At 59.9% G+C, this 23,218-nt stretch carries 23 protein-coding genes; 11 read left to right on the top strand and 12 right to left on the bottom strand.

Going from position 1 to position 23,218, the window contains the following annotated elements; all coding sequences use genetic code 11:
- The first annotated feature begins 60 nt into the window (after positions 1 to 60).
- The 5 genes from PG5_RS03100 to tadA all read left to right on the top strand — a co-directional run bounded on the left by PG5_RS03100 (position 61) and on the right by tadA (position 6,051).
- A complete protein-coding gene (locus tag PG5_RS03100; protein ID WP_020795620.1) occupies positions 61 to 609 on the top strand; it encodes a hypothetical protein in 549 nt (182 codons plus the stop codon).
- Positions 610 to 826: 217 nt separating this feature from the next.
- A complete protein-coding gene (gene guaB, locus PG5_RS03105; RefSeq protein ID WP_020795621.1) occupies positions 827 to 2,296 on the top strand; it encodes an IMP dehydrogenase in 1,470 nt (489 codons plus the stop codon).
- Between the two features lie 99 nt (positions 2,297 to 2,395).
- Positions 2,396 to 3,973, top strand: a complete 1,578-nt coding sequence (gene guaA / locus PG5_RS03110; RefSeq protein ID WP_020795622.1) for a glutamine-hydrolyzing GMP synthase — start codon at positions 2,396 to 2,398, stop codon at positions 3,971 to 3,973.
- A 201-nt stretch (positions 3,974 to 4,174) separates the two neighbouring features.
- Entirely contained in the window at positions 4,175 to 5,551 is a 1,377-nt protein-coding gene (locus PG5_RS03115) for a multicopper oxidase family protein (protein WP_042955222.1), read from the top strand.
- On the top strand, positions 5,551 to 6,051 hold the full coding sequence (gene tadA / locus PG5_RS03120; protein WP_020795625.1) for a tRNA adenosine(34) deaminase TadA: 501 nt from the start codon (positions 5,551 to 5,553) through the stop codon (positions 6,049 to 6,051). The genes PG5_RS03115 and tadA overlap by 1 nt, the downstream gene beginning before the upstream one ends.
- Positions 6,052 to 6,164: 113 nt before the next feature.
- Here the strand turns inward: tadA and cmoB are convergent, their stop codons facing one another.
- The 9 genes from cmoB to PG5_RS03165 form a co-directional block, all read right to left on the bottom strand.
- Positions 6,165 to 7,121, bottom strand: coding sequence for a tRNA 5-methoxyuridine(34)/uridine 5-oxyacetic acid(34) synthase CmoB (gene cmoB / locus PG5_RS03125; protein WP_020795626.1), 957 nt, complete (start codon positions 7,119 to 7,121; stop codon positions 6,165 to 6,167).
- Positions 7,118 to 7,861: a carboxy-S-adenosyl-L-methionine synthase CmoA gene (gene cmoA / locus PG5_RS03130; RefSeq protein WP_020795627.1), complete on the bottom strand. Its 744-nt coding sequence runs from the start codon at positions 7,859 to 7,861 to the stop codon at positions 7,118 to 7,120. Before cmoA ends, cmoB begins: the two co-directional genes overlap by 4 nt.
- Positions 7,862 to 8,041: 180 nt before the next feature.
- Entirely contained in the window at positions 8,042 to 8,500 is a 459-nt protein-coding gene (locus PG5_RS03135) for a hypothetical protein (RefSeq protein ID WP_020795628.1), read from the bottom strand.
- A 182-nt stretch (positions 8,501 to 8,682) separates the two neighbouring features.
- Positions 8,683 to 9,318, bottom strand: a complete 636-nt coding sequence (locus tag PG5_RS03140) for a lysoplasmalogenase (RefSeq protein WP_020795629.1) — start codon at positions 9,316 to 9,318, stop codon at positions 8,683 to 8,685.
- A 2-nt stretch (positions 9,319 to 9,320) separates the two neighbouring features.
- Positions 9,321 to 9,713, bottom strand: a complete 393-nt coding sequence (locus tag PG5_RS03145; protein WP_020795630.1) for a protease inhibitor I42 family protein — start codon at positions 9,711 to 9,713, stop codon at positions 9,321 to 9,323.
- A gap of 137 nt (positions 9,714 to 9,850) precedes the next feature.
- Positions 9,851 to 10,237 carry a hypothetical protein gene (locus tag PG5_RS03150; protein ID WP_042955223.1) on the bottom strand — a complete coding sequence of 129 codons (387 nt, stop codon included), beginning with the start codon at positions 10,235 to 10,237 and terminating at the stop codon, positions 9,851 to 9,853.
- Positions 10,238 to 10,404: 167 nt separating this feature from the next.
- Complete coding sequence (lon, locus tag PG5_RS03155; RefSeq protein WP_020795631.1) at positions 10,405 to 12,822, bottom strand: endopeptidase La; 2,418 nt, start codon at positions 12,820 to 12,822, stop codon at positions 10,405 to 10,407.
- Positions 12,823 to 13,006: 184 nt separating this feature from the next.
- Positions 13,007 to 13,510 carry a murein L,D-transpeptidase family protein gene (locus tag PG5_RS03160; RefSeq protein ID WP_020795632.1) on the bottom strand — a complete coding sequence of 168 codons (504 nt, stop codon included), beginning with the start codon at positions 13,508 to 13,510 and terminating at the stop codon, positions 13,007 to 13,009.
- A gap of 125 nt (positions 13,511 to 13,635) precedes the next feature.
- Complete coding sequence (locus PG5_RS03165; RefSeq protein WP_020795633.1) at positions 13,636 to 14,187, bottom strand: NUDIX hydrolase; 552 nt, start codon at positions 14,185 to 14,187, stop codon at positions 13,636 to 13,638.
- A 147-nt stretch (positions 14,188 to 14,334) separates the two neighbouring features.
- Between PG5_RS03165 and PG5_RS03170 the strand changes: the two genes are divergently transcribed.
- The 5 genes from PG5_RS03170 to purT all read left to right on the top strand — a co-directional run bounded on the left by PG5_RS03170 (position 14,335) and on the right by purT (position 17,600).
- Positions 14,335 to 14,934 (top strand): CoA pyrophosphatase, encoded by a 600-nt coding sequence (locus PG5_RS03170; RefSeq protein ID WP_020795634.1) that lies wholly within the window; start codon positions 14,335 to 14,337, stop codon positions 14,932 to 14,934.
- 55 nt (positions 14,935 to 14,989) lie between these two features.
- Entirely contained in the window at positions 14,990 to 15,514 is a 525-nt protein-coding gene (locus PG5_RS03175; protein ID WP_020795635.1) for a gamma carbonic anhydrase family protein, read from the top strand.
- Complete coding sequence (locus PG5_RS03180; RefSeq protein ID WP_020795636.1) at positions 15,511 to 15,726, top strand: DUF1289 domain-containing protein; 216 nt, start codon at positions 15,511 to 15,513, stop codon at positions 15,724 to 15,726. Before PG5_RS03175 ends, PG5_RS03180 begins: the two co-directional genes overlap by 4 nt.
- Positions 15,727 to 15,851: 125 nt before the next feature.
- On the top strand, positions 15,852 to 16,319 hold the full coding sequence (locus PG5_RS03185; RefSeq protein WP_020795637.1) for a hypothetical protein: 468 nt from the start codon (positions 15,852 to 15,854) through the stop codon (positions 16,317 to 16,319).
- A gap of 99 nt (positions 16,320 to 16,418) precedes the next feature.
- Positions 16,419 to 17,600 (top strand): formate-dependent phosphoribosylglycinamide formyltransferase, encoded by a 1,182-nt coding sequence (purT, locus tag PG5_RS03190; protein WP_020795638.1) that lies wholly within the window; start codon positions 16,419 to 16,421, stop codon positions 17,598 to 17,600.
- A gap of 107 nt (positions 17,601 to 17,707) precedes the next feature.
- Here the strand turns inward: purT and PG5_RS03195 are convergent, their stop codons facing one another.
- From PG5_RS03195 to PG5_RS03205, 3 genes are all read right to left on the bottom strand, one after another.
- Positions 17,708 to 19,024, bottom strand: coding sequence for an MFS transporter (locus tag PG5_RS03195; protein WP_020795639.1), 1,317 nt, complete (start codon positions 19,022 to 19,024; stop codon positions 17,708 to 17,710).
- A gap of 327 nt (positions 19,025 to 19,351) precedes the next feature.
- The gene (locus tag PG5_RS03200; protein WP_020795640.1) at positions 19,352 to 20,605 is read right to left on the bottom strand and encodes an HlyC/CorC family transporter; all 1,254 of its coding nucleotides are present in this window, start codon (positions 20,603 to 20,605) and stop codon (positions 19,352 to 19,354) included.
- A 12-nt stretch (positions 20,606 to 20,617) separates the two neighbouring features.
- The gene (locus PG5_RS03205; protein ID WP_020795641.1) at positions 20,618 to 21,430 is read right to left on the bottom strand and encodes an inner membrane protein YpjD; all 813 of its coding nucleotides are present in this window, start codon (positions 21,428 to 21,430) and stop codon (positions 20,618 to 20,620) included.
- 195 nt (positions 21,431 to 21,625) lie between these two features.
- On the opposite strand from PG5_RS03205, the gene ffh reads away from it, so the two are divergent.
- On the top strand, positions 21,626 to 23,002 hold the full coding sequence (gene ffh / locus PG5_RS03210; RefSeq protein WP_020795642.1) for a signal recognition particle protein: 1,377 nt from the start codon (positions 21,626 to 21,628) through the stop codon (positions 23,000 to 23,002).
- The last annotated feature ends 216 nt before the right edge of the window (positions 23,003 to 23,218 follow it).

Below are 23,218 nucleotides of genomic sequence, written 5' to 3' on the forward strand. Positions count from 1 at the left end.
CTCTGAAGCCTTGGGCTTAAGCTGCCGGGCTTCTTTCAAAGCGTTACAGCAGGTCGCCCCATGAATTCCCAAAGCATCATTGTCCCGAAAATTTCCACACTGCCGGTGCATGAGCCGCGGGCCCGGGCGATCGTGCGCTGGCTGGTGCGCAAGAACATCATCAACGAACAGTTGACCACCTGCGGCCGCACCGGCAATCGCATGGCCCACGCCATCGCCGAGGGTGCCAGGGAAGTGGTCCTGCACCCGCAAGCCCTGCCGTTCGGCGAGCCGATCAATGGCCTGGAGATCGTCACCAAGCGCTGCATCTATACACCGGCCAAGGGGTTTCTTGGCGAGGCCGGTTGTGCCGAGTGCCGCAAGGAAATCGGTGAAGCACTGTTTGAAAGCCTCGAAGACTGGATGCCCGGACGGACCGATAACTTCACCTGCCCTGAATGCGGGCATGAAGATGACATCAACGGTTTCCTGTTCCTGCAGGAGTGCGGCTTTTCCAACCTGGGCTTCATTTTCAACAACTGGGCCGAGGCGGGGTTCAAGCAGAGCTTTCTCGACGAATTTGCCGATTGGCTGGATCAACCCGTTAGTTGGGTGAAAGTAGAGCTCTGATCGTTGCATCCTCCTGTAGGAGCTGCCGCAGGCTGCGATCTTTTGATCTTGCTTTTGAAGATCAATGTCAAAAGATCGCAGCCTTCGACAGCTCCTCCAGGGGGCGATATGTTCCGTATATCCATAAGGTCGATAATAGACAGAGTTTTACATTGAACCCGAGGGGGTGTCTGACTATAATGGCGCGCTTCCATTTTCCCGCTCGGGAGCCCCCGCGATGCTGCGTATCAGCCAAGAAGCTCTGACATTCGACGACATTCTCCTAGTGCCTGGTTATTCCGAGGTGCTTCCTAACGAAGTCAGTCTCAAGACCCGCCTTACCCGTGGCATCGAGCTGAATATTCCACTGGTCTCCGCCGCCATGGACACCGTCACTGAAGCCCGTCTGGCAATTGCCATGGCTCAGGAAGGTGGTATCGGTATCATCCACAAGAACATGACCATCGAGCAGCAAGCTGCCGAAGTGCGCAAGGTCAAGCGTTACGAAGCCGGTGTGGTCAAGGATCCGATCACCATCGATGCTGACGCTACCGTGCGCGAACTGTTCGAATTGACCCGCATGAACAACATCTCCGGCGTTCCGGTGCTGCACAATGGCGACCTGGTCGGCATTGTCACTTCCCGTGACGTGCGTTTCGAGAACCGTCTGGAAGCCACTGTCCGTGAAGTGATGACGCCTAAAGAGCGCCTGGTCACGGTCAAGGAAGGCGCCGACAAGAACGACGTTCGCGAGTTGCTGCACAAGCACCGCATCGAACGCGTACTGATCGTCGACGACAAGTTCGCCCTCAAGGGCATGATGACCGTCAACGACATCGAAAAAGCCAAGGCTTACCCGCTGGCCAGCAAGGACGATCAAGGTCGTCTGCGCGTGGGCGCCGCGGTCGGTACCGGTAAAGACACCGGTGACCGTGTTGCTGCCCTGGTCAACGCCGGCGTTGACGTGGTGGTGGTCGACACCGCCCACGGTCACTCCAAAGGCGTGATCGACCGCGTTCGCTGGGTTAAACAAAACTTCCCTGAAGTGCAGGTGATCGGCGGCAACATCGCCACCGGCGCTGCCGCCAAGGCCCTGGCCGAAGCTGGCGCTGACGCAGTCAAGGTCGGTATCGGCCCTGGCTCGATCTGCACCACCCGTATCGTCGCTGGTGTCGGCGTGCCGCAAATCAGTGCCATCGCCAACGTCGCCGCTGCCCTCGAAGGCACTGGCGTTCCGTTGATCGCCGACGGCGGCATCCGTTTCTCCGGTGACCTGTCCAAGGCCATCGTGGCCGGTGCTTCCTGCGTGATGATGGGCTCGATGTTCGCCGGTACCGAAGAAGCGCCAGGCGAGATCGAACTGTTCCAGGGCCGTTCGTACAAGGCTTATCGCGGCATGGGTTCGCTGGGCGCCATGTCCCAGGCCCAGGGTTCCTCCGACCGTTACTTCCAGGACTCCTCCGCGGGTGCCGAGAAGCTGGTTCCGGAAGGTATCGAAGGGCGTGTGCCGTACAAGGGCACCCTGAGCGCCATCATCCATCAACTGATGGGCGGCCTGCGTTCCTCGATGGGTTACACCGGCAGTGCCGACATCGAAGAAATGCGCACCAAGCCTGAGTTCGTGCGGATCACCGGTGCTGGCATGGCCGAGTCCCACGTCCACGACGTACAGATCACCAAAGAAGCGCCAAACTACCGCGTAGGTTGAGGCTTCAAGCAAATCGTTAAGCAACCGGGGCTGTTCTATTCAGCCCCGAGTTGTTTCTGAATCACGACTGTTTCTGAATTACTTAGACGAGACTGAATCATGGCCCTCGACATTCACGCTCACCGCATCCTGATCCTCGATTTCGGTTCCCAGTACACCCAGCTGATTGCCCGCCGCGTGCGTGAAATCGGCGTTTACTGCGAACTGCATCCGTTCGACATGGACGAGGAAGCCATTCGCGAATTCGCTCCAAAAGGCGTGATCCTCGCCGGCGGCCCCGAGTCCGTGCACGAAGCCGACAGCCCTCGCTGCCCGCAAGCAGTGTTCGACCTGGGCGTGCCAGTCTTCGGTATCTGCTACGGCATGCAGACCATGGCCGAGCAACTGGGCGGCAAGGTTGAAGGTTCCGACCTGCGTGAGTTCGGCTATGCCCGCGTAGACGTAGTCGGCAAGAGCCGCCTGCTCGACGGCATCGAAGACCACATCGACGCCGATGGCCTGTTTGGCCTCGACGTATGGATGAGCCACGGTGACAAGGTCACCAGGCTGCCGGAAGATTTCCACGTCCTGGCCAGTACCCCGAGCTGCCCTATCGCTGGCATGTTCAGCGACGAGCGTCGTTACTACGGCGTGCAGTTCCACCCGGAAGTGACCCACACCAAGCAGGGCGGTCGCATCCTGTCGCGCTTCATCCTCGACATCTGCGAGTGCGAAGCGCTGTGGACCCCATCGAAGATCGCTGAAGACGCCATCGCCCAGGTTCGCGCCCAGGTCGGCACCGACAACGTCCTGCTGGGCCTGTCCGGCGGCGTGGACTCGTCCGTGGTTGCCGCACTGCTGCACAAGGCCATCGGCGACCAACTGACCTGCGTCTTCGTCGACAACGGCCTGCTGCGCCTGCACGAAGGCGAGCAAGTAATGGCCATGTTCGCCGAGAACATGGGCGTCAAGGTGATCCGCGCCAACGCCGAGGACCAGTTCCTCGACAACCTGGCCGGCGAAGCCGACCCAGAGAAGAAGCGCAAGATCATCGGCCGTACCTTCATCGACGTGTTCGATGCCGAATCCTGCAAGCTGGACAACATCAAGTACCTGGCCCAGGGCACCATCTACCCGGATGTGATCGAGTCGGCTGGCGCGAAAAGCGGCAAGGCCCACGTGATCAAGTCGCACCACAACGTGGGCGGCTTGCCGGAAGAAATGAACCTCAAGCTGGTTGAGCCGCTGCGTGAGCTGTTCAAGGACGAAGTCCGTCGTCTGGGCCTGGAGCTGGGCCTGCCGTACGACATGGTCTACCGGCACCCGTTCCCGGGCCCGGGCCTGGGCGTGCGCATCCTCGGCGAAGTGAAGAAGGAATACGCCGACCTGCTGCGTCGTGCCGACCACATCTTCATCGAAGAACTGCGCAAGGCCGACTGGTACCACAAGGTCAGCCAGGCCTTCGTGGTGTTCCAGCCGGTGAAATCGGTTGGCGTTGTCGGCGATGGCCGTCGTTACGCCTGGGTCGTGGCCCTGCGTGCCGTGGAAACCATCGACTTCATGACCGCGCGTTGGGCACACCTGCCTTACGAACTGCTGGAAACCGTCAGCGGCCGCATCATCAATGAAATCGAAGGCATCTCCCGCGTCACCTACGACGTGTCGAGCAAGCCGCCAGCGACGATTGAGTGGGAATGATCCCGCACCAGCCCTGAGGGGTTGATCGGAGGATAAAAAAGCCGTGTGAACGTGAGTTCACGCGGCTTTTTGCATTGATGCCAGCCCTGCCTGCGGCTCGTCGTCACGTCCGCTTTGCTGTTTCTTTCGCAACTGCGGGTGTATCGTATTCGCCTTTTGCGGGTCTTGGGCCTGCCGCTTTCGTGTGAGGTAGTTGAGTTCATGTCCTTTACCCGTCGCCAAATCCTCGGTGGCCTGGCCGGTCTTGTTGTCGTTGGTGTCGGGGCGGGGGGCGCGTCGCGGTACTGGTTGGGCAAGATGGCCGACGCTGAGGCGGGCCATGACTATGAGCTGATCGCCGCGCCGCTGGACGTCGAGTTGGTGGCGGGGCACAAGACCGAAGCCTGGGCGTTCGGTCCCTCGGCACCGGGCACCGAATTGCGCGTGCGTCAGGGCGAATGGCTGCGAGTGCGGTTCATCAACCACCTGCCAGTGGCGACGACCATCCACTGGCATGGCATCCGCCTGCCGCTGGAGATGGACGGTGTGCCGTACGTGTCGCAGTTGCCGGTATTGCCCGGTGAATACTTCGACTACAAATTCCGCGTGCCCGATGCAGGCAGCTACTGGTATCACCCCCATGTGAGCAGCAGCGAAGAACTCGGGCGCGGTCTGGTCGGCCCGCTGATCGTCGAGGAGCGCGAGCCGACCGGTTTCAAGTACGAGAAAACCTTGAGCTTGAAGAGCTGGCATGTCGATGAGCAGGGCGCTTTTGTCGACTTCAGCATTCCACGCGAAGCCGCCCGAGGCGGTACGGCGGGGCGCCTGTCGACCATCAACGGTGTCCCGCAGGCGATCATCGACTTGCCTGCCGGGCAGATCACCCGGGTGCGGGTGCTTAACCTCGATAACACGTTGACCTACCGCCTCAATATCCCGGGCGTCGAAGCGCAGATCTATGCGCTGGACGGCAATCCCGTCGAACCGCGCCCGCTGGGCAAGGAATACTGGCTGGGCCCAGGCATGCGTATTTGCCTGGCGATCAAAGCGCCGCCGGCGGGTGAAGAGTTGTCCCTGCGCAACGGCCCGGTTCGCTTGGGCACGCTGCGCTCCGTGGCCAACACCGACGCGCCGACTGCATGGCCTGCGGCACTGCCCGCCAACCCTGTGGCGGAACCGGACCTGGCCAATGCCGAGAAACTCAACTTCAATTTCGAATGGGTGGGGTCAGTGTCGGTGAATGTCGACAACGGCAAGCCGCCAAGCCTGTGGCAGATCAATGGCAAAGCCTGGGACATTACGGATAAAACCTGCGCCGACCGCCCGATCGCCAAGCTGGAAAAGGGCAAAAGCTACATTTTTGAATTGAAAAACATGACTCAATATCAGCATCCGATTCACCTGCATGGCATGAGCTTCAAGGTCATCGCCTCGAATCGGCACAAGGTCATCCCGTATTTCACCGACACGTATTTGTTGGGCAAGAACGAGCGTGCGCAAGTGGCGCTGGTGGCGGATAACCCCGGGGTATGGATGTTCCATTGCCATGTGATCGATCACATGGAAACCGGCCTGATGGCCGCGATCGAGGTGGCGTAATGCGTCAGATACGTCCCGCTGCGATCATCGACCGCAGCCGTGATCGCGACTTCATGCGCGAAGCCCTTGCCCTCGCCGCTCAAGGTGCCGCGTTGGGCGAAGTGCCCGTGGGTGCGGTGCTGGTGCAGGACGGTGAAATCATCGGTCGCGGCTTCAACTGCCCGATCAGTGGCAACGATCCGAGTGCCCATGCCGAGATGGTCGCGATCCGCGCCGCCGCACTAGCCGTCAGCAACTATCGCCTGCCGGGCAGCACGCTGTATGTGACGCTGGAACCGTGCAGCATGTGCGCCGGGCTGATCGTGCATTCGCGGATTGCACGGGTGGTGTATGGCGCGCTGGAACCCAAGGCCGGGATTGTGCAGAGCCAGGGGCAGTTTTTTACCCAGGGCTTTTTGAACCACCGGGTGCTGTATGAAGGTGGGGTGTTGGCCGAGGAATGCGGGGCGGTGCTCAGCGAGTTCTTCAAGGCCCGTAGAGCCAAACCAACCGAGAAATGATCGTTCCCACGCTCCGCGTGGGAATGCCGCCCGGGACGCTCCGCGTCCCTTCACGGGCGTGACGCAGAGCGTCACAGGATGCATTCCCACGCAGAGCGTGGGAACGATCATTGCTACTTACGGGCGACGATGACAGCCCGCATCGGCGCCGGCAGCCCTTCGATGGTCTTGCTGTGGTCTTCGGGATCGAGGAAGTCGCTCAGCGACTGATACTTCATCCATTCCGTGCCGCGCTGTTCTTCAACCGTGGTCACACTCACGTCCACGCATTTCACATCAGTGAACCCGGCACGGCGCAACCACAACTCCAGCGCCGGCACCGACGGCAGGAACCATACGTTGCGCATCTGCGCATAACGGTCTTCCGGCACCAGCACTTGATGTTTGTCGCCTTCGACCACCAGCGTCTCCAGCACCAGTTCGCCGCCCTTGACCAGGCAATCCTTCAGCGCCAGCAAGTGCTCGATCGGCGAGCGGCGGTGGTAGAAGACACCCATCGAAAACACTGTGTCGAAGCCTTCCAGATTCGGCGGCAGGTCTTCGAAAGGAAATGGCAGGTGCCAGGCATTCGGCTCGGACAGGTAACGTTGCACCGCCTGGAACTGGCAGAAGAACAACCAGTTTGGATCGACACCGATTACGCTGTCCGCACCCGCGCCGAGCATGCGCCACATGTAGTAACCATTGCCGCAGCCGACGTCGAGGATGCGCTTGCCCTTGAGGTCCAGGTGCGGGGCGACACGCGACCACTTCCAGTCCGAACGCCATTCGGTGTCGACATGCACGCCAAACAGATCGAAGGGGCCTTTGCGCCACGGCGACAAGCCCATCAGCGCGGTGCGCATTTGCGCACGGGTTTCATCGTCGCAATCGGTGTCCAGCTTCAAGCCGTTCAACAGGTCGATTTCGCTTGGCTGGATCTGAGGCAAGGCATCCAGCGCGCTTTGCCAGCGCTCCAGGTCGCCGTGACCTTTCTCCATTTTCTTGTCGAGTTGCGCCTGCAGTGTGTTGGCCCATTCGGCCAGCGGTGTGCCAGCCAGGCGGCGGGCGAGGGGGGACAGATCAATCATGGCAAGGCAATCAACGAGGCAAAGTTAAGACACTGGAACCACGGCACGACTTTCGAGAACCCGGCAGCCAACAGGCGTTCGCGGTGTTCTTCGAGGCTGTCGGGCTTCATGACGTTTTCGATGGCGCTACGCTTCTGGGCTATTTCCAGTTCGCTATAGCCGTTGGCGCGCTTGAAGGCGACGTGCAGGTCGGTGAGTAACGCGTGCTCCTGCTCGTCTTCAAACCGCAGTTTTTCCGAGAGAATCAGTGCACCACCGGGCAATAGGGACTGGTGGATGCGCGACAGCAGCGCGCTTCGCTGATCCGGAGCAATGAATTGCAGGGTGAAGTTCAGCGCCACCACCGAGGCAGGCTGGAATTCGAGGGCGAGGATGTCACCTTCGATCACTTCCACCGGCAGCAACTCCTGGAACATCGAGTCCTGGCCGTTGAGATACTCACGGCATCGCTCGACCATCGCCGCGGAGTTATCCACAGCGATGACACGGCAGCCGTCAGTGCGCACATGTCGACGCAGCGCCTGTGTCACAGCGCCCAGGGACGAGCCAAGGTCGTAGAGCACAGTGTTGGGCTGGGCGAATTGTGCGGCGAGCACACCGAGGTTTTCGACAATGGTCGGATAACCCGGCACCGAGCGCTTGATCATGTCCGGGAATACCCGCACCACGTCCTCGTTGAAGGCGAAGTCAGGCACCTGGGCCAAAGGCTGGGCGAAAAGGCGATCGGATTCTTTGCTCACGGCGGTTCCGGCGGTGTCGGTGGAAAGGCCGGCATTTTAGCCAAGTTGGCGCGGGGATGCGCGGGTTGTCTGATAAACCGACGGGACTGACGCTTTGCTCGCTCCCACGCTCACAAAGCGGCTGATACCCATCACGCTATCGGAGCACGCGAACGCCACGGCTCCGTCGGCTACCTGTATTCAAGCTTCCACAGAAAAAGCAAACTTGGCTTCGGATATAAACTCACGGTTTTCTTTGTCCTTGAAGCTAACATTGAATGTGCCGGAGTAGTCTTGCTTGTCAGTGTTAACGACCAGATCCATTGCGCCCTTGAATGCCCAGTAACTGGTGTAAGTCGGGAATTTTTCAGTCAAGGCGATTTCTATCAGTTGATCCGGTGAATTTAATTCGTAGTAACCGGTTTCGATATTTTTAGGGATATAGATATCGAAGGCGCGGTCTTCAGGGGTGTCTTTTTCTCCAGCTTTGAAAACAGCCAATATTTCCCGGGAGCCGACGCTGATGTAAAACTCCTCGGAGTTGAACTCATCGCGATCCTGAAGGGTGGCACTCAGATAGTTTTTCTGACAGCACTGGCGGAATTTCATTTCAACAGGGATGCGACTGTCGACAAAGCTTCTTCGTTGTTGGATATCCATAGGGCCTATCTCTTCAAGGATTGTTGGAATCTTGAATGTACGGCCTGCGAGCGGTCCGGACGACTATTCGAACTAACAGGTTTCAACAGACATTAATGACAATGTATGTATTGGTGTTCGATCGATCGTTCCCACGCTCTGCGTGGGAACGCCGCCCGGGACGCTCCGTGTCCCTTCGCGATCTAACGCGGTTTTTGATCGAACGCCGATGCCGTGATGCCCCATTGCCCCAGCCAATAACTGAGGATGATGACGTACGGCGCCGCCTCAAACGGCACGACAAAGCGGCTGATACCGATCACGCTATCGGAAAACACGAACGCCACGGCTCCGGCTGCCGCAAGCAGCGCCGAACGCTTGGGCACATCGGTGCCCAGACGTGCCAGTGCGCGCCAGAGCATGGCGCTGATCGCCAGGCCATAGACGATCACGGGAATCAGCAAAGGCCCGAGACCGTGGGCAATCAGTACCCCCAGCAGAATCGCGCCGACGCCGAGGGCCAGGACCAGTGGCAACAGGGCCAACCGTCTGCAGTCCGTTAAATAAGCTTTCAGATAAGCCAGGTGGGCGACGAGAAACGCCCCGAGGCCGAACACAAACAAATCCCCCGGCCATGCCAGCAGCACGTCGCCGAGCAGGGAGAAAATCAGTCCAAGACTGATCCAGCGCCGATACTCCCCGGGTGGTGCGTCGTGCAGCCAGCCGAGCAGGGCCAGGACAGGCAGCGGCTTGACCAACAGGCAAAGCAGCGCGGCGTGCACGCTCAGGCCATAGAGGAAAGTCACTGCGCCCATCAGCGCCAGAATCAGCCAGCCCACGGTTAGTTGACCGAAATGGCGCAGTCGAAGGCGTCCACCGGCAGCACTTCCGGTGCCCAAGGTTGTTGCGAGGTCAAGCGTAAGCGTCCAGTGCCGGGGGCGAACGCCTGGAATCGCCAGGTCGAAACACCGGCAGCACCCACGACGCCGGCATCTTCCGGGTTGCTGTAGACCTCAGGGCTGAGCGCGCGCAATACGCCACCGGCCGAGTCCTGGATCGACCAGCGGTAACCCGTAGTCGGATTGCTGGGCAGGGTCAGGATCAGGTTCTGCCCGCTGGTAAGCTTCACCGGGCATTCGCTTTGTTTTTCCACGGTCACGTTATGTTTCGGTTGCGTGGCACAGGCGGCCAGCAAGGCGAGGGCGAGGGGAACAAACAGGCGGGTGGGGGACATGGGGTCAGTGGCTCCGGCATTCACGACGAACGGCGAGCATAACTGAAGATGAGACAAAATGTGACCAGAGCCGGGTCGAGGAATGGCTAACGTACAGGCTCTGGCGCGAGTGGTGCGCATTTAAGCGGATTGAGTATCTACTCGCTAACGTCGAGCTTACATTGAATTGATAGGCCGCCACCAAACAGTAAGTCGAACGATAACTTATACTGTTTAGTGTGTTTGTTGAGAGTGGCAGTGTATTTTCCGGTAATGGCATAAGCCGATCCGCTATCAGCTTGGTAACTCACTTCCTTTAGCCACGTTGGAGGGTCAAATGTTTGCTCCTCTCCAGGGGTATCGCGATCGATAAGGACAGTCATTATTTTTTGATTTGGGCCGGCAAAATCGAAATAACCGTTGATTTGTATGTTGGGTCCTTCGTGCCATATATAAATTTGCTCGGTATGAAAATTTACTCCTTTAATTGTCCATTCGAAATGACCGCTAGACTTCGTCCCGCGCGGAGTTTTATCAGTCGACATATTGTGGTCGTCCCTTGAAGATGTTCGGATAGTCGAGTGACAGGCTAGGGCATTAGTAATAGGGTTGATACTGTCATTAATGACAGTTTTTATATCCGATCGCGATAGCTGTTCAGAAAATCATGTGTGCAGTGGCCAGAGCACGCTCTGGCCACTGCAGTGTGTGACTAGAACAACACCTTCGCCACATCCGCAAATCGCTTGGCAAAGTGCACGGTAATCCCTTCCTTCAGGTAGTCCGGCAGTTCTTCAAAGCTGCCACGGTTGGGCTCCGGCAAGATCAGCTCGAAAATCTTCTGCCGCCGCGCTGCAATCACCTTCTCACGTACCCCGCCAATCGGCAGTACATGCCCGGTCAACGTCAGTTCGCCGGTCATGGCCACGCCTTTTTTCGGCGGCTGGTTGCGTGCCAGCGACAACAGGGCACTGGCCATGGTCACGCCAGCGCTCGGGCCGTCTTTCGGAGTGGCGCCTTCCGGGACATGCAGGTGCACGAAGGCTTCGTCGAAGAATTTCGGATCACCGCCAAACGACTTGAGATTGGAGCTGACGTAGCTGTAGGCAATTTCCGCGGACTCTTTCATCACTTCGCCCAGTTGCCCGGTGAGCTTGAAACCGCGATTGAGGGTATGAATGCGCGTGGCTTCGATCGGCAGAGTTGCACCGCCCATGCTGGTCCAGGCCAGGCCGGTGATTACCCCCGTCCCGGACAGTACTTGTTCATTACGGAACACGGGTTTGCCCAACGAAGCTTCGAGGTCTTTCGGACCAAATTTGATTACCGCTCCAGGATCTTCGAGCAGCTTCACCACGGCTTTGCGCACCAGTTTGCCGAGATTTTTCTCCAGCTGGCGAACGCCGGCTTCACGGGCATAGCCGTCGATCAGCGCTCTGAGGGCGCTGTCGCTGATGCTCAGGCTGCCTTTCGAGACTCCGGCCTTCTCAAGCTGTTTGGGCCACAAGTGGCGTTTGGCGATGGCGACTTTTTCTTCGGTGATGTAACCCGACAGGCGGATGACTTCCATCCGGTCCAGCAGGGGGCCGGGAATCGAGTCCAGGGTGTTGGCGGTGCAGACGAACAGCACTTTCGACAGGTCCAGGCGCAGGTCCAGGTAGTGGTCGAGGAATTCGACGTTCTGCTCCGGGTCGAGGGTTTCCAGCAGCGCCGAGGCCGGGTCGCCCTGATAGCTTTGGCCCATCTTGTCGATTTCGTCGAGCATGATCACCGGGTTCATCACTTCGACGTCTTTCAGCGCTTGCACGAGTTTGCCCGGCATCGCACCAATGTAAGTACGGCGGTGGCCCTTGATTTCCGCTTCGTCGCGCATGCCGCCGAGGCTGAAGCGATAGAACGGTCGGCCGAGGGATTCGGCGATGGATTTGCCGACGCTGGTCTTGCCCACGCCCGGCGGCCCCACCAGCAGCACGATGGAGCCGCTGATTTCACCCTTGTAGGCACCGACCGCGAGGAACTCGAGGATGCGGTCCTTGATATCGTCGAGGCCGGCATGGTGGTTGTCCAGGATCTTGCGGGCGTGCTTGAGGTCCAGTTTGTCCTCGCCGTACACACCCCATGGCACCGATGTCGCCCAGTCCAGGTAGTTGCGCGTGACCGCGTACTCCGGTGAGCCGGTTTCGAGGATCGAGAGCTTGTTCATCTCTTCTTCGATGCGCTTCTGCGCCTGCGCGGGCAGCACCTTGCCGGCCAGCCGTTGCTCGAATTGTTCGATGTCGGCGCTGCGATCGTCCTTGCTCAGCCCCAACTCCTGCTGGATGACCTTGAGTTGTTCCTTGAGGAAGAATTCGCGCTGATGCTCACCGATCTTGCGGTTCACTTCGGCGGAAATCTCTTTCTGCAGGCGTGCGACCTCGACTTCCTTGCGTAGCATCGGCAGGACTTTTTCCATGCGCTTGAGCATGGGCACGCAGTCGAGCACTTCCTGCAGTTCGCTGCCGGTCGCCGACGTCAGTGCGGCGGCGAAGTCGGTCAACGGCGATGGATCGTTGGGGCTGAAGCGGTTGAGGTAGTTCTTCAGCTCTTCGCTGTACAGCGGATTGAGGGGCAGCAGCTCCTTGATCGCATTGATCAGCGCCATCCCGTAGGCCTTGACCTCGTCGGTCGGCTCGGTGGGCTGGTGCGGGTATTCGACTTCCACCAGGTACGGCGGGCGATGGTGCTTGAGCCAGGTCTTGAGGCGCACACGGGTCAGGCCCTGGGCGACGAATTGCAATTTGCCGTTTTCGCGACTGGCGTGGTGCACCTTGACCAGGGTGCCGTACAGCGGCAGCGCCGAGGTATCAAAATGGCGCGGGTCTTCCTGGGGCGTGTCCATGTAGAACAGGGCCAGGGAGTGATGTTCGGATTTGGCGACCAGGTCGAGGGTTTCCGCCCAGGGTTCTTCATTGACGATGACCGGCAGCACTTGGGCCGGGAAGAAAGGGCGGTTGTGAATCGGAATGATGTAGACCTTGTCCGGCAGGTTCTGGCCGGGCAGGGCGAGGCCCTTGCCGGTGTGGTGGTGTTCGGCGTGTTCCGGGTCGGCGTATTCGCTGGGGTCTTCGGGGAATGCTTGCTGGTCGCTCATGGGGCACCTGCGCAATGGGGTATGGGTCTTAGATGGGGCAGGCCGAGGGTGGTTTCAATGGGGGAGGGGATATTCGGGGAGCGTTCAGGACCTGGACAGGTCCCGGGGATCAGTCTGTTACACGCCTGGCGCGCAGGGCAAAACGGGTAGCGTTCCCATAGTAAGAGAACGCTCATTCGTCAAATCAAGGGCGAATCTCGATCATCGTGCCGTCCGGCACCAGGTTCCAGATTTCACGCATGTCCATGTTGCGCATGGCAATGCAACCGTCGGTCCAGTCCAGGGTGTGGAACAGGTGCTCGGGGTTTTCTTCGGTGTCCGGGGTGCCGTGGATCATGATCATGCCGCCGGGATCGACGCCTTCACGCCGTGAGCGGGCGGAATCGCTGATGTTCGGGTAGGAAATGTGCATCGCCAGGTTGAAGCGGTCGCTGACCTTGCGCCAGTCGATCCAGTAGAAACCTTCTGGTGTGCGTTTGTCGCCTTCCATCAGCTTGGGGCCCTTGGGCCGTTTACCCAGGGAAATTCGGTAGGTCTTGAACGGCTTGCCGTCATTGATCAACTGCAATTGATGGGCCGACTTGAGAACCAGGATTTTCTCGATGACCTTGCCGTCCAGGGGCTCCATGGCAGTAGCCTGGGACACCGTGATGAACGACAAGCAGAACAGGGCAAGCAACCAGCGCATTGAAACGATTCCCCAAGAGGTGTCGCGACCATATATCTATTTATAGGTGTTTTTGCAGGCGCTGCCGAAGGTCCGGGCCGAGTTCGGACGATCTGTATGCGCCTGGCGATGATACCAAGATGACATCAAGTGATGACAGACTGAACCAGCGGCGGGATCGATTCGGACCGCACGGGATAGACTTCGGTTTTCCGGTCAGCGAAGAAGCATTCTAAGGTACGGCCCACCGTGCGGAAAGCCAGCTCGTCCCAAGGGATGTCGGCTTCGTCGAATAGTTGCACCTCAAGGCTCTCTATACCGGCGGCAAAATCGAGGTCCGCCAACTCGGCGCGGAAGAACACGTGCACCTGGCTGATGTGCGGCACATCGATCAGCGTATAGATGCTCAGGTTGCGCACACGGGCGCAGGCTTCCTCGGCCGTCTCGCGAATGGCCGCCTGCTCGATGGTCTCACCGTTTTCCATGAAGCCGGCGGGCAGGGTCCAATAGCCCCGGCGCGGCTCGATGGCACGACGGCACAACAGGACCTGGGTGCCCCAGGTCGCGACACAACCGGCGACGATGTTGGGGTTCTGGTAGTGAATGGCGTGACAGCTGTCGCAGACAAAACGCAGGCGTGAATCGCCCTCGGGAATGCGTTGGGTCACCGGGTTGCCGCACTGACTGCAAAATTTCATGCTTGGGTTCCTGAATGCTGCGCCTATCTTGGCGTGCGGCGGTGGCTGTCGGCAAGTTGTCGTTTCGCGACATGCCACTGTCCGGGGGGTTGGGCGACCGAAGCGATTGGTGCATGATGCAGGGTAAGGCACTGATCGAGAACACTCATGCTGGACGAGCTACTGCATCGGGTAAGTCACCACACACCGCGTACGTTGGAGACCGACCGACGTTTCCCAGAGGCCGCCGTCCTGGTGCCGATCACTCGCAGTGACGAGCCGGAACTGGTATTGACCCTGCGCGCCAGCGGGCTGTCGACCCATGGTGGCGAAGTCGCCTTTCCCGGTGGTCGACGCGACCCCGAAGACCCCGACCTGGTTTTTACCGCGCTGCGTGAAGCCGAAGAAGAAATCGGCCTGCCACCGGGCCTGGTCGAAGTGATCGGCCCGCTGAGCCCGCTGATATCCCTGCACGGCATCAAGGTCACACCTTATGTCGGGGTGATTCCGGATTTTGTCGAGTACCGGGCCAACGATGCCGAGATCGCCGCCGTGTTCAGTGTGCCCTTGGAGTTCTTTCGCAAGGACCCGCGCGAGCACACCCATCGCATCGATTACCAGGGACGAAGTTGGTACGTGCCAAGTTATCGCTATGGTGAATTCAAGATCTGGGGCCTGACGGCGATCATGATTGTCGAGTTGATCAATCTGCTCTATGACGCGAAGATCAGCCTGCACCTACCGCCTAAAAGTTTTATCAATACCTGAAGCCATCACTCGAATGGCTTGAACACGCCGCTGCCTGAGCCTTGAGGACAACAAGATGAAATACCGCCTGGGCGACGCCCGTGTCGAGACCCATCCGCAGAGCTGGGTCGCTCCCAATGCCGTGCTGGTGGGCAAGGTCAAACTGGAAGAGGGCGCCAATGTCTGGTTCAACGCCGTGCTGCGGGGCGACAACGAGTTGATCCTGATCGGCAGGAACAGCAACGTCCAGGATGGCACCGTGATGCATACCGACATGGGGTACCCGCTGACCATCGGTACCGGCGTGACCATCGGCCATAATGCCATGCTGCACGGCTGCACCGTGGGCGACTACAGCCTGATCGGTATCAACGCGGTGATCCTCAACGGCGCGAAAATCGGCAAGAACTGCATCATCGGCGCCAATTCGCTGATCGGCGAAGGCAAGGAAATACCCGACGGTTCGCTGGTCATGGGGTCCCCTGGCAAAGTGGTGCGCGAGCTGACCGAACCGCAGAAAAAGATGCTGGAAGCCAGTGCCGCCCACTACGTGCATAACTCACAGCGGTATGCCCGCGATCTGGCTGAGCAGGAAGAATGAGCACTCCCGAACGCCCGGTTGCATCGCCTTGTGTGAATATCTGCGCACTGGACGACGATGATATTTGCACGGGCTGTCAGCGCACGGTAGAGGAAATCACCCGCTGGAGCCGCATGAGCAACGACGAGCGCCGCACGGTGTTGGGGTTGTGCCATGAGCGGGCCAAGGCCAGTGGGTTGGTGTGGATGATCGGCAAGACACCCGGCCGATAAGATCAAAAAATCGCAGCCTGCGGCAGCTCCTACATTTGATCCCCTGTAGGAGCTGCCGCAGGCTGCGATCTTTTGATTTGGCGTTTGGTTGAAGTACCCTGTGCGCCAAATTGACAGGTGCCTCCATGTTCTTCCTGATCGCCTACATCGGCAGCGTCGTGCTGATCAACTACGCCTTTTCCACCGCCCCGCACCTGGACATCATCTGGTCGGCCTGGGGCGGCCTGGTGTTCGTGTTGCGCGACATGGTGCAAATCCGCTTCGGTCACGGCGCAATCGCGGCGATGCTGGCGGCGCTGGTGTTGTCCTACATCACCTCCGATCCCTCCATTGCCCTGGCCAGCGCCACGGCATTTGCCGTGTCGGAGTGCATTGACTGGCTGGTGTTCAGCATCACCCGGCGCCCGTTGCACGACCGGCTGTGGATAAGTTCAGCCCTGAGCATTCCGCTCGATACGTTTATTTTCTTCGGCATGATCGACGCTCTGACTCCGGGCGTGATTCTCACCGCGCTGGGGTCCAAGTTCGCCGGCGTTACGGCGGTATGGCTGATCATGGCCTGGCGCTTGCGCAAGCAGGCGCTCGTCAGCTGAAGCCAAACCCTGCGGTTCATGTAAAATGCCGCGCTTTCTCCCCATGGGAAGCGCGCCAGGCGCCGCATCCCTCGATGATCCGCTTCTTGAGGACTTGAGATGACCCGTATCGGAACTCCATTGTCGCCCACCGCGACCCGCGTATTGATGTGTGGCTGTGGCGAACTGGGCAAGGAAGTGGTGATCGAGCTGCAGCGCCTGGGCGTTGAAGTGATTGCCGTGGATCGCTACGCCAATGCGCCGGCCATGCAGGTGGCGCATCGCAGCCACGTGATCAACATGCTCGATGGCGCGGCACTGCGCGCGGTCATCGAAGCCGAGCAGCCGCACTTCATCGTGCCGGAAATCGAAGCCATTGCCACCGCGACCCTGGTGGAGCTGGAGTCCGAAGGCTTCACCGTGATCCCCACTGCGCGGGCTGCACAGCTGACCATGAACCGCGAAGGCATCCGTCGCCTGGCCGCCGAAGACCTGGACCTGCCGACCTCGCCTTACCACTTCGCCGACACCTTCGAGGATTACAGCAAGGCCGTCGAGGATCTCGGTTTCCCGTGCGTGGTCAAGCCGGTCATGAGCTCGTCGGGCAAGGGTCAGAGCCTGCTGCGCAGCGTCGATGACGTGAAGACAGCGTGGGATTACGCACAGGAAGGCGGACGTGCCGGTAAAGGCCGGGTGATCATCGAAGGTTTCATCGATTTCGATTATGAGATTACCTTGCTGACCGTGCGTCACGTCGGCGGCACTACCTTTTGCGCGCCGGTCGGGCATCGCCAGGAGAAGGGCGATTACCAGGAAAGCTGGCAGCCTCAAGCCATGAGTCCAGTGGCGCTGGCGGAATCCGAGCGCGTGGCCAAGGCGGTGACCGAGGCATTGGGTGGTCGTGGCCTGTTTGGCGTCGAGCTGTTCATCAAGGGTGATCAGGTGTGGTTCAGCGAAGTATCGCCGCGTCCGCACGACACCGGTCTGGTGACGTTGATTTCACAGGACCTGTCGCAATTCGCCCTGCATGCACGGGCGATCCTGGGGCTGCCGATTCCGCTGATCCGTCAGTTCGGCCCATCGGCTTCGTCGGTGATCCTGGTGGAAGGGCAGTCGACCCAGACCGCGTTTGCCAACCTGGGTGCAGCGTTGAGCGAGCCGGATACGGCATTGCGTCTGTTTGGCAAGCCTGAAGTGAATGGCCAGCGCCGGATGGGTGTGGCGCTGGCGCGGGATGAGTCGATCGAGGCGGCTCGTGCCAAGGCGACCCGCGCATCCCAGGCTGTTGTTGTAGAGCTGTAACCGCGGCGCGGCATTCGCGAGCAGGCTCGCTCCCACATTGGATCGGTGTACACCAGAACCATGTGGGAGCGAGCCTGCTCGCAAAGCTTCTGATCGTTCCTACGCTCTTATGAGACTCGATTCAGGTCGTTATTGCGTGTTTCCTTCAGGCACAGCACAGCAATCAAACTCAGCACCGCCGCCCCCGACACATACCCGCCGACGTAACTCAGTCCGCCCATTGCCACCAGTTTCTGCGCAAAGAACGGTGCCGCCGAAGCGCCGACGATCCCGCCCAGGTTGTACGCTGCCGAGGCGCCGGTGTATCGCACGTGGGTCGGGAACAGCTCTGGCAGCAGCGCGCCCATCGGCGCGAAGGTCACACCCATCAGAAACAGTTCGATGCACAGGAACAGCGCCACGCTCCAGGTCGAACCTTGCGTCAGCAGCGGTTCCATCAGGAAGCCCGACAGGATTGCCAACACGCCGCCGATGATCAGCACGGGTTTGCGTCCGAAACGGTCGCTGGCCAAGGCTGAGAGCGGCGTGGCCGCGGCCATGAACAGCACCGCGAAGCACAGCAGGCCGAGGAAGGTTTCGCGACTGTAGCCGAGCGTCGCCACACCGTAACTCAACGAGAAAACGGTCGAGATGTAGAACAGCGCATAGCACACCACCATCGAACCGGCCCCCAGCAATACCGGTACCCAGTATTGGCTGAACAGTTCCACCAGCGGGATCTTCACCCGTTCCTGGCGCGCCATGGCGTTGGCGAACACCGGTGTTTCGTGGAGTTTGAGGCGCACATACAAACCGACCATCACCAGCGCCGCGCTGAGCAGGAAAGGAATCCGCCAGCCCCAGGAGCGGAACTGTTGATCATCCAGCGTCATGGCCAAGGTCAGGAACAGGCCGTTGGCCGCGAGGAAGCCGATGGAGGGGCCCAATTGAGGGAACATGCCGAACCAGGCGCGCTTGCCCTTAGGGGCATTTTCCGTGGCGAGCAAGGCGGCACCGCCCCATTCGCCGCCCAGTCCCAGGCCCTGGCCGAAGCGCAGCACGCACAGCAGGATCGGTGCCCAGGCCCCAATGCTGTCGTAACCCGGGAGCACGCCGATCAGCGTGGTGCACACACCCATCAACAATAGGGACGCGACCAAGGTCGATTTGCGGCCGATGCGATCGCCAAAGTGCCCGAACAGCGCTGAACCCAGTGGTCGTGCCAGGAATGCGATGCCGAATGTGAGGAAGGCCGAGAGCATCTGGGCCGTGCCGGAGGTCTGCGGAAAGAACACCGGGCCAATCACCAGCGCGGCTGCGGTGGCATATACGTAGAAGTCGTAGAACTCGATGGCCGTGCCGATGAAGCTCGCGGTGGCCACGCGGGTAGCGGAGTTCACCGGTTGTGCGGGTGTGGCGTCGTTGTAGGTCGTGCTGGTCGTCATGCGGTAATCCCTGACTGTCATGTGCCCCAGTGGAGCGAATTATTATGGTCGATTACCCAGGGATGTGGGTGCAGGCGCGAGTCGCCGTTCCAGGTGGGAGCAGGCGTCGGTTTGTAGCGGGCGTGTCTGATGGTCAGGCCGGAACTTGCGGTGTGCAGGGTAAGCACGGGACGGCGAGGCTCGGGTAAGCCGCTCGATTATAGGAAGGTGGCTAACGATTCAACAAGTGCAAAAAAGATCGTCCGAACGCGGCCCGAGCCTTCGGCAGCTCCTACAGGGACGCGTAACACATGTAGGAGCTGCCGAAGGCTGCGATCTTTTACCGGTCTATTGGACTGATGCAACTGCCGGTACAGAACTGTTGTGCCAGATCAGCACCCGCGTGACACGGTTATCCTCGGTCTCGAGAATTTCCAGCCGATAGCGGCCGATTTTCAGGCATACCGGGCAGTCCGGGATGGTTTCCAGCGCTTCGGTCACCAGGCCGTTCAGGGTTTTCGGGCCGTCGCTGGGCAGGTGCCAGCCGAGGCTCTTGTTCAGGTCGCGGATCGAGGCGGCACCGTCGATCACCAGGCGGCCATCGGCCTGTGGATGGATGTGCGGGTTGTCCTGGCTTTGCTGGCTTTCGAATTCACCGACGATTTCTTCGAGAATATCTTCGAGGGTGACGATACCCAGGACTTCGCCGTATTCGTCGACCACCATGCCCAAACGCCGCTGTTGCTTGTGGAAGTTCAGCAGTTGCAATTGCAGCGGGGTGCTTTCAGGGACGAAATAGGGTTCGCGACAGGCCGCCAGCAAGGCTTCCAGGGTCAGGCTGCCGTCGGGAAGCAAATGGCCGATTTGCCGGGTATTGAGCACCGCTTCCACTTGGTTGATGTCGCTGTGGAACACCGGCAGGCGGGTACGCTGGTTATGGCGCAGTTGCTCGATGATCTCTTCGATCGGGTCGTCGAGGTTGATCCCGTCGACCTCGCTGCGCGGTACCAGGATGTCGTTGACCGTGATGTTATCCAGTGCATGGATGCCCGGCAGCGCGTGCGTGCGGCTGACAGCATGCTCTTGATGGCCGTGAGGGTCGTGCCGCAGCGGTACGGCCTCGTCTTCGCTCTGTTGCACGACATTGGCTTTGCGAGCGAACGGGCGCAACAGAAACTGGCTGATGGCGTTGAGCAGCCACGCTGCGGGATATACAAGCTTCAGGGGGATGGCCAGCAAGTTGTTGCCCAGGGCCAGGATCGCATCCGGATGACGGGTGGCGAGGGCTCGCGGCAGGTAGTCGGCCAGGATCAAGAGAAGGGCACCGGCGCCTGCACATGCCAGCCACGGGCCGTTTTCAGCCCAGGTGAAAATCGCCAGCAAGGTACAGATGACCATTACCAGGGCGCGGCACAGGGTATTGCAGAAAATCAGGCTGACGAGGGGGAAGCTCAACCTGGCCAGCGGTTTGTCGCTGGCGCGCGAGGCATTGCGCTGGGCCAGCAAGTGCTGCTGCGCGGCTTCTATGGCAGTAAACAGGCCCGACCACAATATCAGCAAGGCCACTACTGCAAGCATCGGCCCTATGGGCAAGTCGTCCATTATTGCCGCCCGTCAGATGTGCAGGATGTATTCACGAACCAGCTTGCTGCCGAAATACGCCAGCATCAACAGGCAGAAACCGGCCAGGGTCCAGCGGATGGCCTTGTGACCTCGCCAGCCAAGGCGGTTACGGCCCCAGAGCAGCACGCTGAAGACGATCCAGGCCAGGCAGGCCAGCAAGGTCTTGTGCACCAGGTGCTGGGCGAACAGGTTGTCGACAAACAGCCAGCCGGAGATCAGCGACAGCGACAACAGTGTCCAGCCGGCCCAAAGGAAGCCGAACAGCAGGCTTTCCATGGTTTGCAGCGGCGGGAAGTTCTTGATCAGCCCGGACGGGTGCTTGTGCTTGAGTTGATGATCCTGGAGCAGCAGCAGTAGCGACTGGAACACTGCAATGGTGAACATGCCATAGGCGAGGATAGACAACAGGATGTGGGCGAGAATGCCTGGCTCCTCGTCGATGATTTGCACAGTACCGGCGGGGGCGAATTGCGCTAGCAGCACGGTCAATGCACCCAGGGGGAACAGCAGCAACAGCAGGTTTTCCACCGGAATCCGTGAGCAGGCCAGCAGCGTCAGGGCGATGACCGCGACGGCAATCAGACTGGCGGCGCTGAAAAAATCCAGGCCCAGGCCAATCGGGGTCAGCAGGTGGGTCACCAGGCTGGCGCTGTGGGCCAGCACCGCCAGCACGCCGAGCGTAACCAGCAGGCGCTTGTTGGCCTTGGCTCCGGTGGCCAGGCGAGTGCCTTGATAGAAGGTCGCAGCGGCGTATAGGCAGGCGGCGGCGAGGGTAGCAAGCAAACTGGGTGACAAGGGGAGCATAAGTCCTGTTAGGCAAGCCCGAAAGGCGCTGAGTTTGGCATAGAACCCACGCGACACGAAAGTGCGAGGTGTCCGCCAGACGCAGTCTTCGCTATAATCCGCGACCTGCCCACGCCGCAGGCTCGCCGAGCACACGTTTAGTCCGGTCTGGGCCGCCATTATCCCGGTCTACACAGGGCCTGAAAGGATCGCGCAATGTTTGAAAACTTAACCGACCGTCTCTCGCAGACGCTGCGCCATGTCACCGGCAAGGCCAAGCTGACCGAAGACAACATCAAAGACACCCTGCGCGAAGTGCGCATGGCGTTGCTCGAAGCCGACGTCGCCCTGCCGGTGGTCAAGGACTTCGTCAATTCGGTCAAGGAACGCGCTGTCGGCACCGAGGTGTCGCGCAGCCTGACGCCGGGCCAGGCCTTCGTGAAGATCGTCCAGGCCGAGCTCGAAAGCCTGATGGGCGCGGCCAACGAAGACCTGAACCTGAGCGCCGTGCCGCCAGCGGTCATCCTGATGGCCGGTTTGCAAGGTGCTGGTAAAACCACCACCGCCGGCAAACTTGCGCGCTTCCTTAAAGAGCGCAAGAAAAAGTCGGTCATGGTCGTGTCCGCGGACGTTTATCGCCCAGCGGCGATCAAGCAGCTGGAAATGCTCGCGGGTGAAGTCGGCGTTACCTTCTTCCCGTCCGACCTGAGCCAGAAGCCGGTCGCGATCGCGCAAGCGGCTATCAAGGAAGCAAAACTCAAATTCATCGACGTGGTCATCGTCGATACCGCCGGTCGCCTGCACATCGATGAAGAGATGATGGGCGAGATCAAGGCGTTGCACGCCGCGATCAATCCGGTCGAAACATTGTTCGTGGTCGATGCCATGACCGGCCAGGACGCCGCCAACACGGCCAAGGCCTTCGGCGATGCGCTGCCACTGACCGGCGTGATCCTGACCAAGGTCGACGGCGACGCCCGTGGCGGTGCCGCCCTGTCGGTGCGTGCCATCACCGGCAAGCCGATCAAGTTCATCGGTATGGGCGAGAAGAGCGAAGCGCTCGACCCGTTCCACCCAGAGCGTATTGCCTCGCGCATCCTCGGCATGGGCGACGTGCTCAGCCTCATCGAGCAGGCGGAAGCGACCCTCGACAAGGACAAGGCCGACAAGCTGGCCAAGAAGCTGAAGAAGGGCAAGGGCTTCGATCTCGAAGACTTCCGTGACCAGCTGCAACAGATGAAGAACATGGGCGGCCTCGGCGGCCTCATGGACAAACTGCCGAACATGGGCGGTGTGAACCTGGCGCAGATGGGCAATGCCCAGAGCGCGGCAGAGAAACAGTTCAAGCAAATGGAAGCCATCATCAACTCCATGACCCCGGCCGAGCGTCGTGACCCTGAGCTGATCAGTGGTTCGCGCAAGCGTCGTATCGCCATGGGTTCCGGCACCCAGGTGCAGGACATCGGTCGCTTGATCAAGCAGCACAAGCAGATGCAGAAGATGATGAAGAAATTCACCGCGAAAGGCGGAATGGCCAAGATGATGCGCGGCATGGGCGGTATGTTGCCCGGCGGCGGCATGCCAAAAATGTAAAGAATTCGCGCAAGGGCTTGCTCTTGCGCAGCCCACACGGACGTGGGATTCACAGCAAACCCGCACTTGGCGGGAGCTGACCGGCCGTTTTTACCGACGGCTCTATAGCAAATCTTGATGGCGGCCGAAAGGCAGTCGGAAAAAGTCATTTGCAAAAGTCCGGATATTCCTTAGAATATGCGGCCTTTCGGGCACCCATGCCCGCTGTGCCTTTAG

This window comes from Pseudomonas sp. G5(2012), from assembly GCF_000408945.1.
GTDB classification, from domain to species: domain Bacteria; phylum Pseudomonadota; class Gammaproteobacteria; order Pseudomonadales; family Pseudomonadaceae; genus Aquipseudomonas; species Aquipseudomonas umsongensis.

Coding starts and splice junctions, on each gene's coding strand:
- PG5_RS03170 (WP_020795634.1), top strand. CDS start 14,335: ATGCTGGACGAGCTACTGCATCGGGTAAGTCACCACACACCGCGTACG.
- PG5_RS03145 (WP_020795630.1), bottom strand. CDS start 9,713: ATGTCCCCCACCCGCCTGTTTGTTCCCCTCGCCCTCGCCTTGCTGGCC.
- tadA (WP_020795625.1), top strand. CDS start 5,551: ATGCGTCAGATACGTCCCGCTGCGATCATCGACCGCAGCCGTGATCGC.
- PG5_RS03115 (WP_042955222.1), top strand. CDS start 4,175: ATGTCCTTTACCCGTCGCCAAATCCTCGGTGGCCTGGCCGGTCTTGTT.
- purT (WP_020795638.1), top strand. CDS start 16,419: ATGACCCGTATCGGAACTCCATTGTCGCCCACCGCGACCCGCGTATTG.
- guaB (WP_020795621.1), top strand. CDS start 827: ATGCTGCGTATCAGCCAAGAAGCTCTGACATTCGACGACATTCTCCTA.
- cmoB (WP_020795626.1), bottom strand. CDS start 7,121: ATGATTGATCTGTCCCCCCTCGCCCGCCGCCTGGCTGGCACACCGCTG.
- PG5_RS03100 (WP_020795620.1), top strand. CDS start 61: ATGAATTCCCAAAGCATCATTGTCCCGAAAATTTCCACACTGCCGGTG.
- PG5_RS03205 (WP_020795641.1), bottom strand. CDS start 21,430: ATGCTCCCCTTGTCACCCAGTTTGCTTGCTACCCTCGCCGCCGCCTGC.
- PG5_RS03135 (WP_020795628.1), bottom strand. CDS start 8,500: ATGGATATCCAACAACGAAGAAGCTTTGTCGACAGTCGCATCCCTGTT.
- lon (WP_020795631.1), bottom strand. CDS start 12,822: ATGAGCGACCAGCAAGCATTCCCCGAAGACCCCAGCGAATACGCCGAC.
- guaA (WP_020795622.1), top strand. CDS start 2,396: ATGGCCCTCGACATTCACGCTCACCGCATCCTGATCCTCGATTTCGGT.
- PG5_RS03175 (WP_020795635.1), top strand. CDS start 14,990: ATGAAATACCGCCTGGGCGACGCCCGTGTCGAGACCCATCCGCAGAGC.
- PG5_RS03195 (WP_020795639.1), bottom strand. CDS start 19,024: ATGACGACCAGCACGACCTACAACGACGCCACACCCGCACAACCGGTG.
- ffh (WP_020795642.1), top strand. CDS start 21,626: ATGTTTGAAAACTTAACCGACCGTCTCTCGCAGACGCTGCGCCATGTC.
- PG5_RS03165 (WP_020795633.1), bottom strand. CDS start 14,187: ATGAAATTTTGCAGTCAGTGCGGCAACCCGGTGACCCAACGCATTCCC.
- PG5_RS03160 (WP_020795632.1), bottom strand. CDS start 13,510: ATGCGCTGGTTGCTTGCCCTGTTCTGCTTGTCGTTCATCACGGTGTCC.
- PG5_RS03185 (WP_020795637.1), top strand. CDS start 15,852: ATGTTCTTCCTGATCGCCTACATCGGCAGCGTCGTGCTGATCAACTAC.
- PG5_RS03180 (WP_020795636.1), top strand. CDS start 15,511: ATGAGCACTCCCGAACGCCCGGTTGCATCGCCTTGTGTGAATATCTGC.
- PG5_RS03150 (WP_042955223.1), bottom strand. CDS start 10,237: ATGTCGACTGATAAAACTCCGCGCGGGACGAAGTCTAGCGGTCATTTC.
- PG5_RS03200 (WP_020795640.1), bottom strand. CDS start 20,605: ATGGACGACTTGCCCATAGGGCCGATGCTTGCAGTAGTGGCCTTGCTG.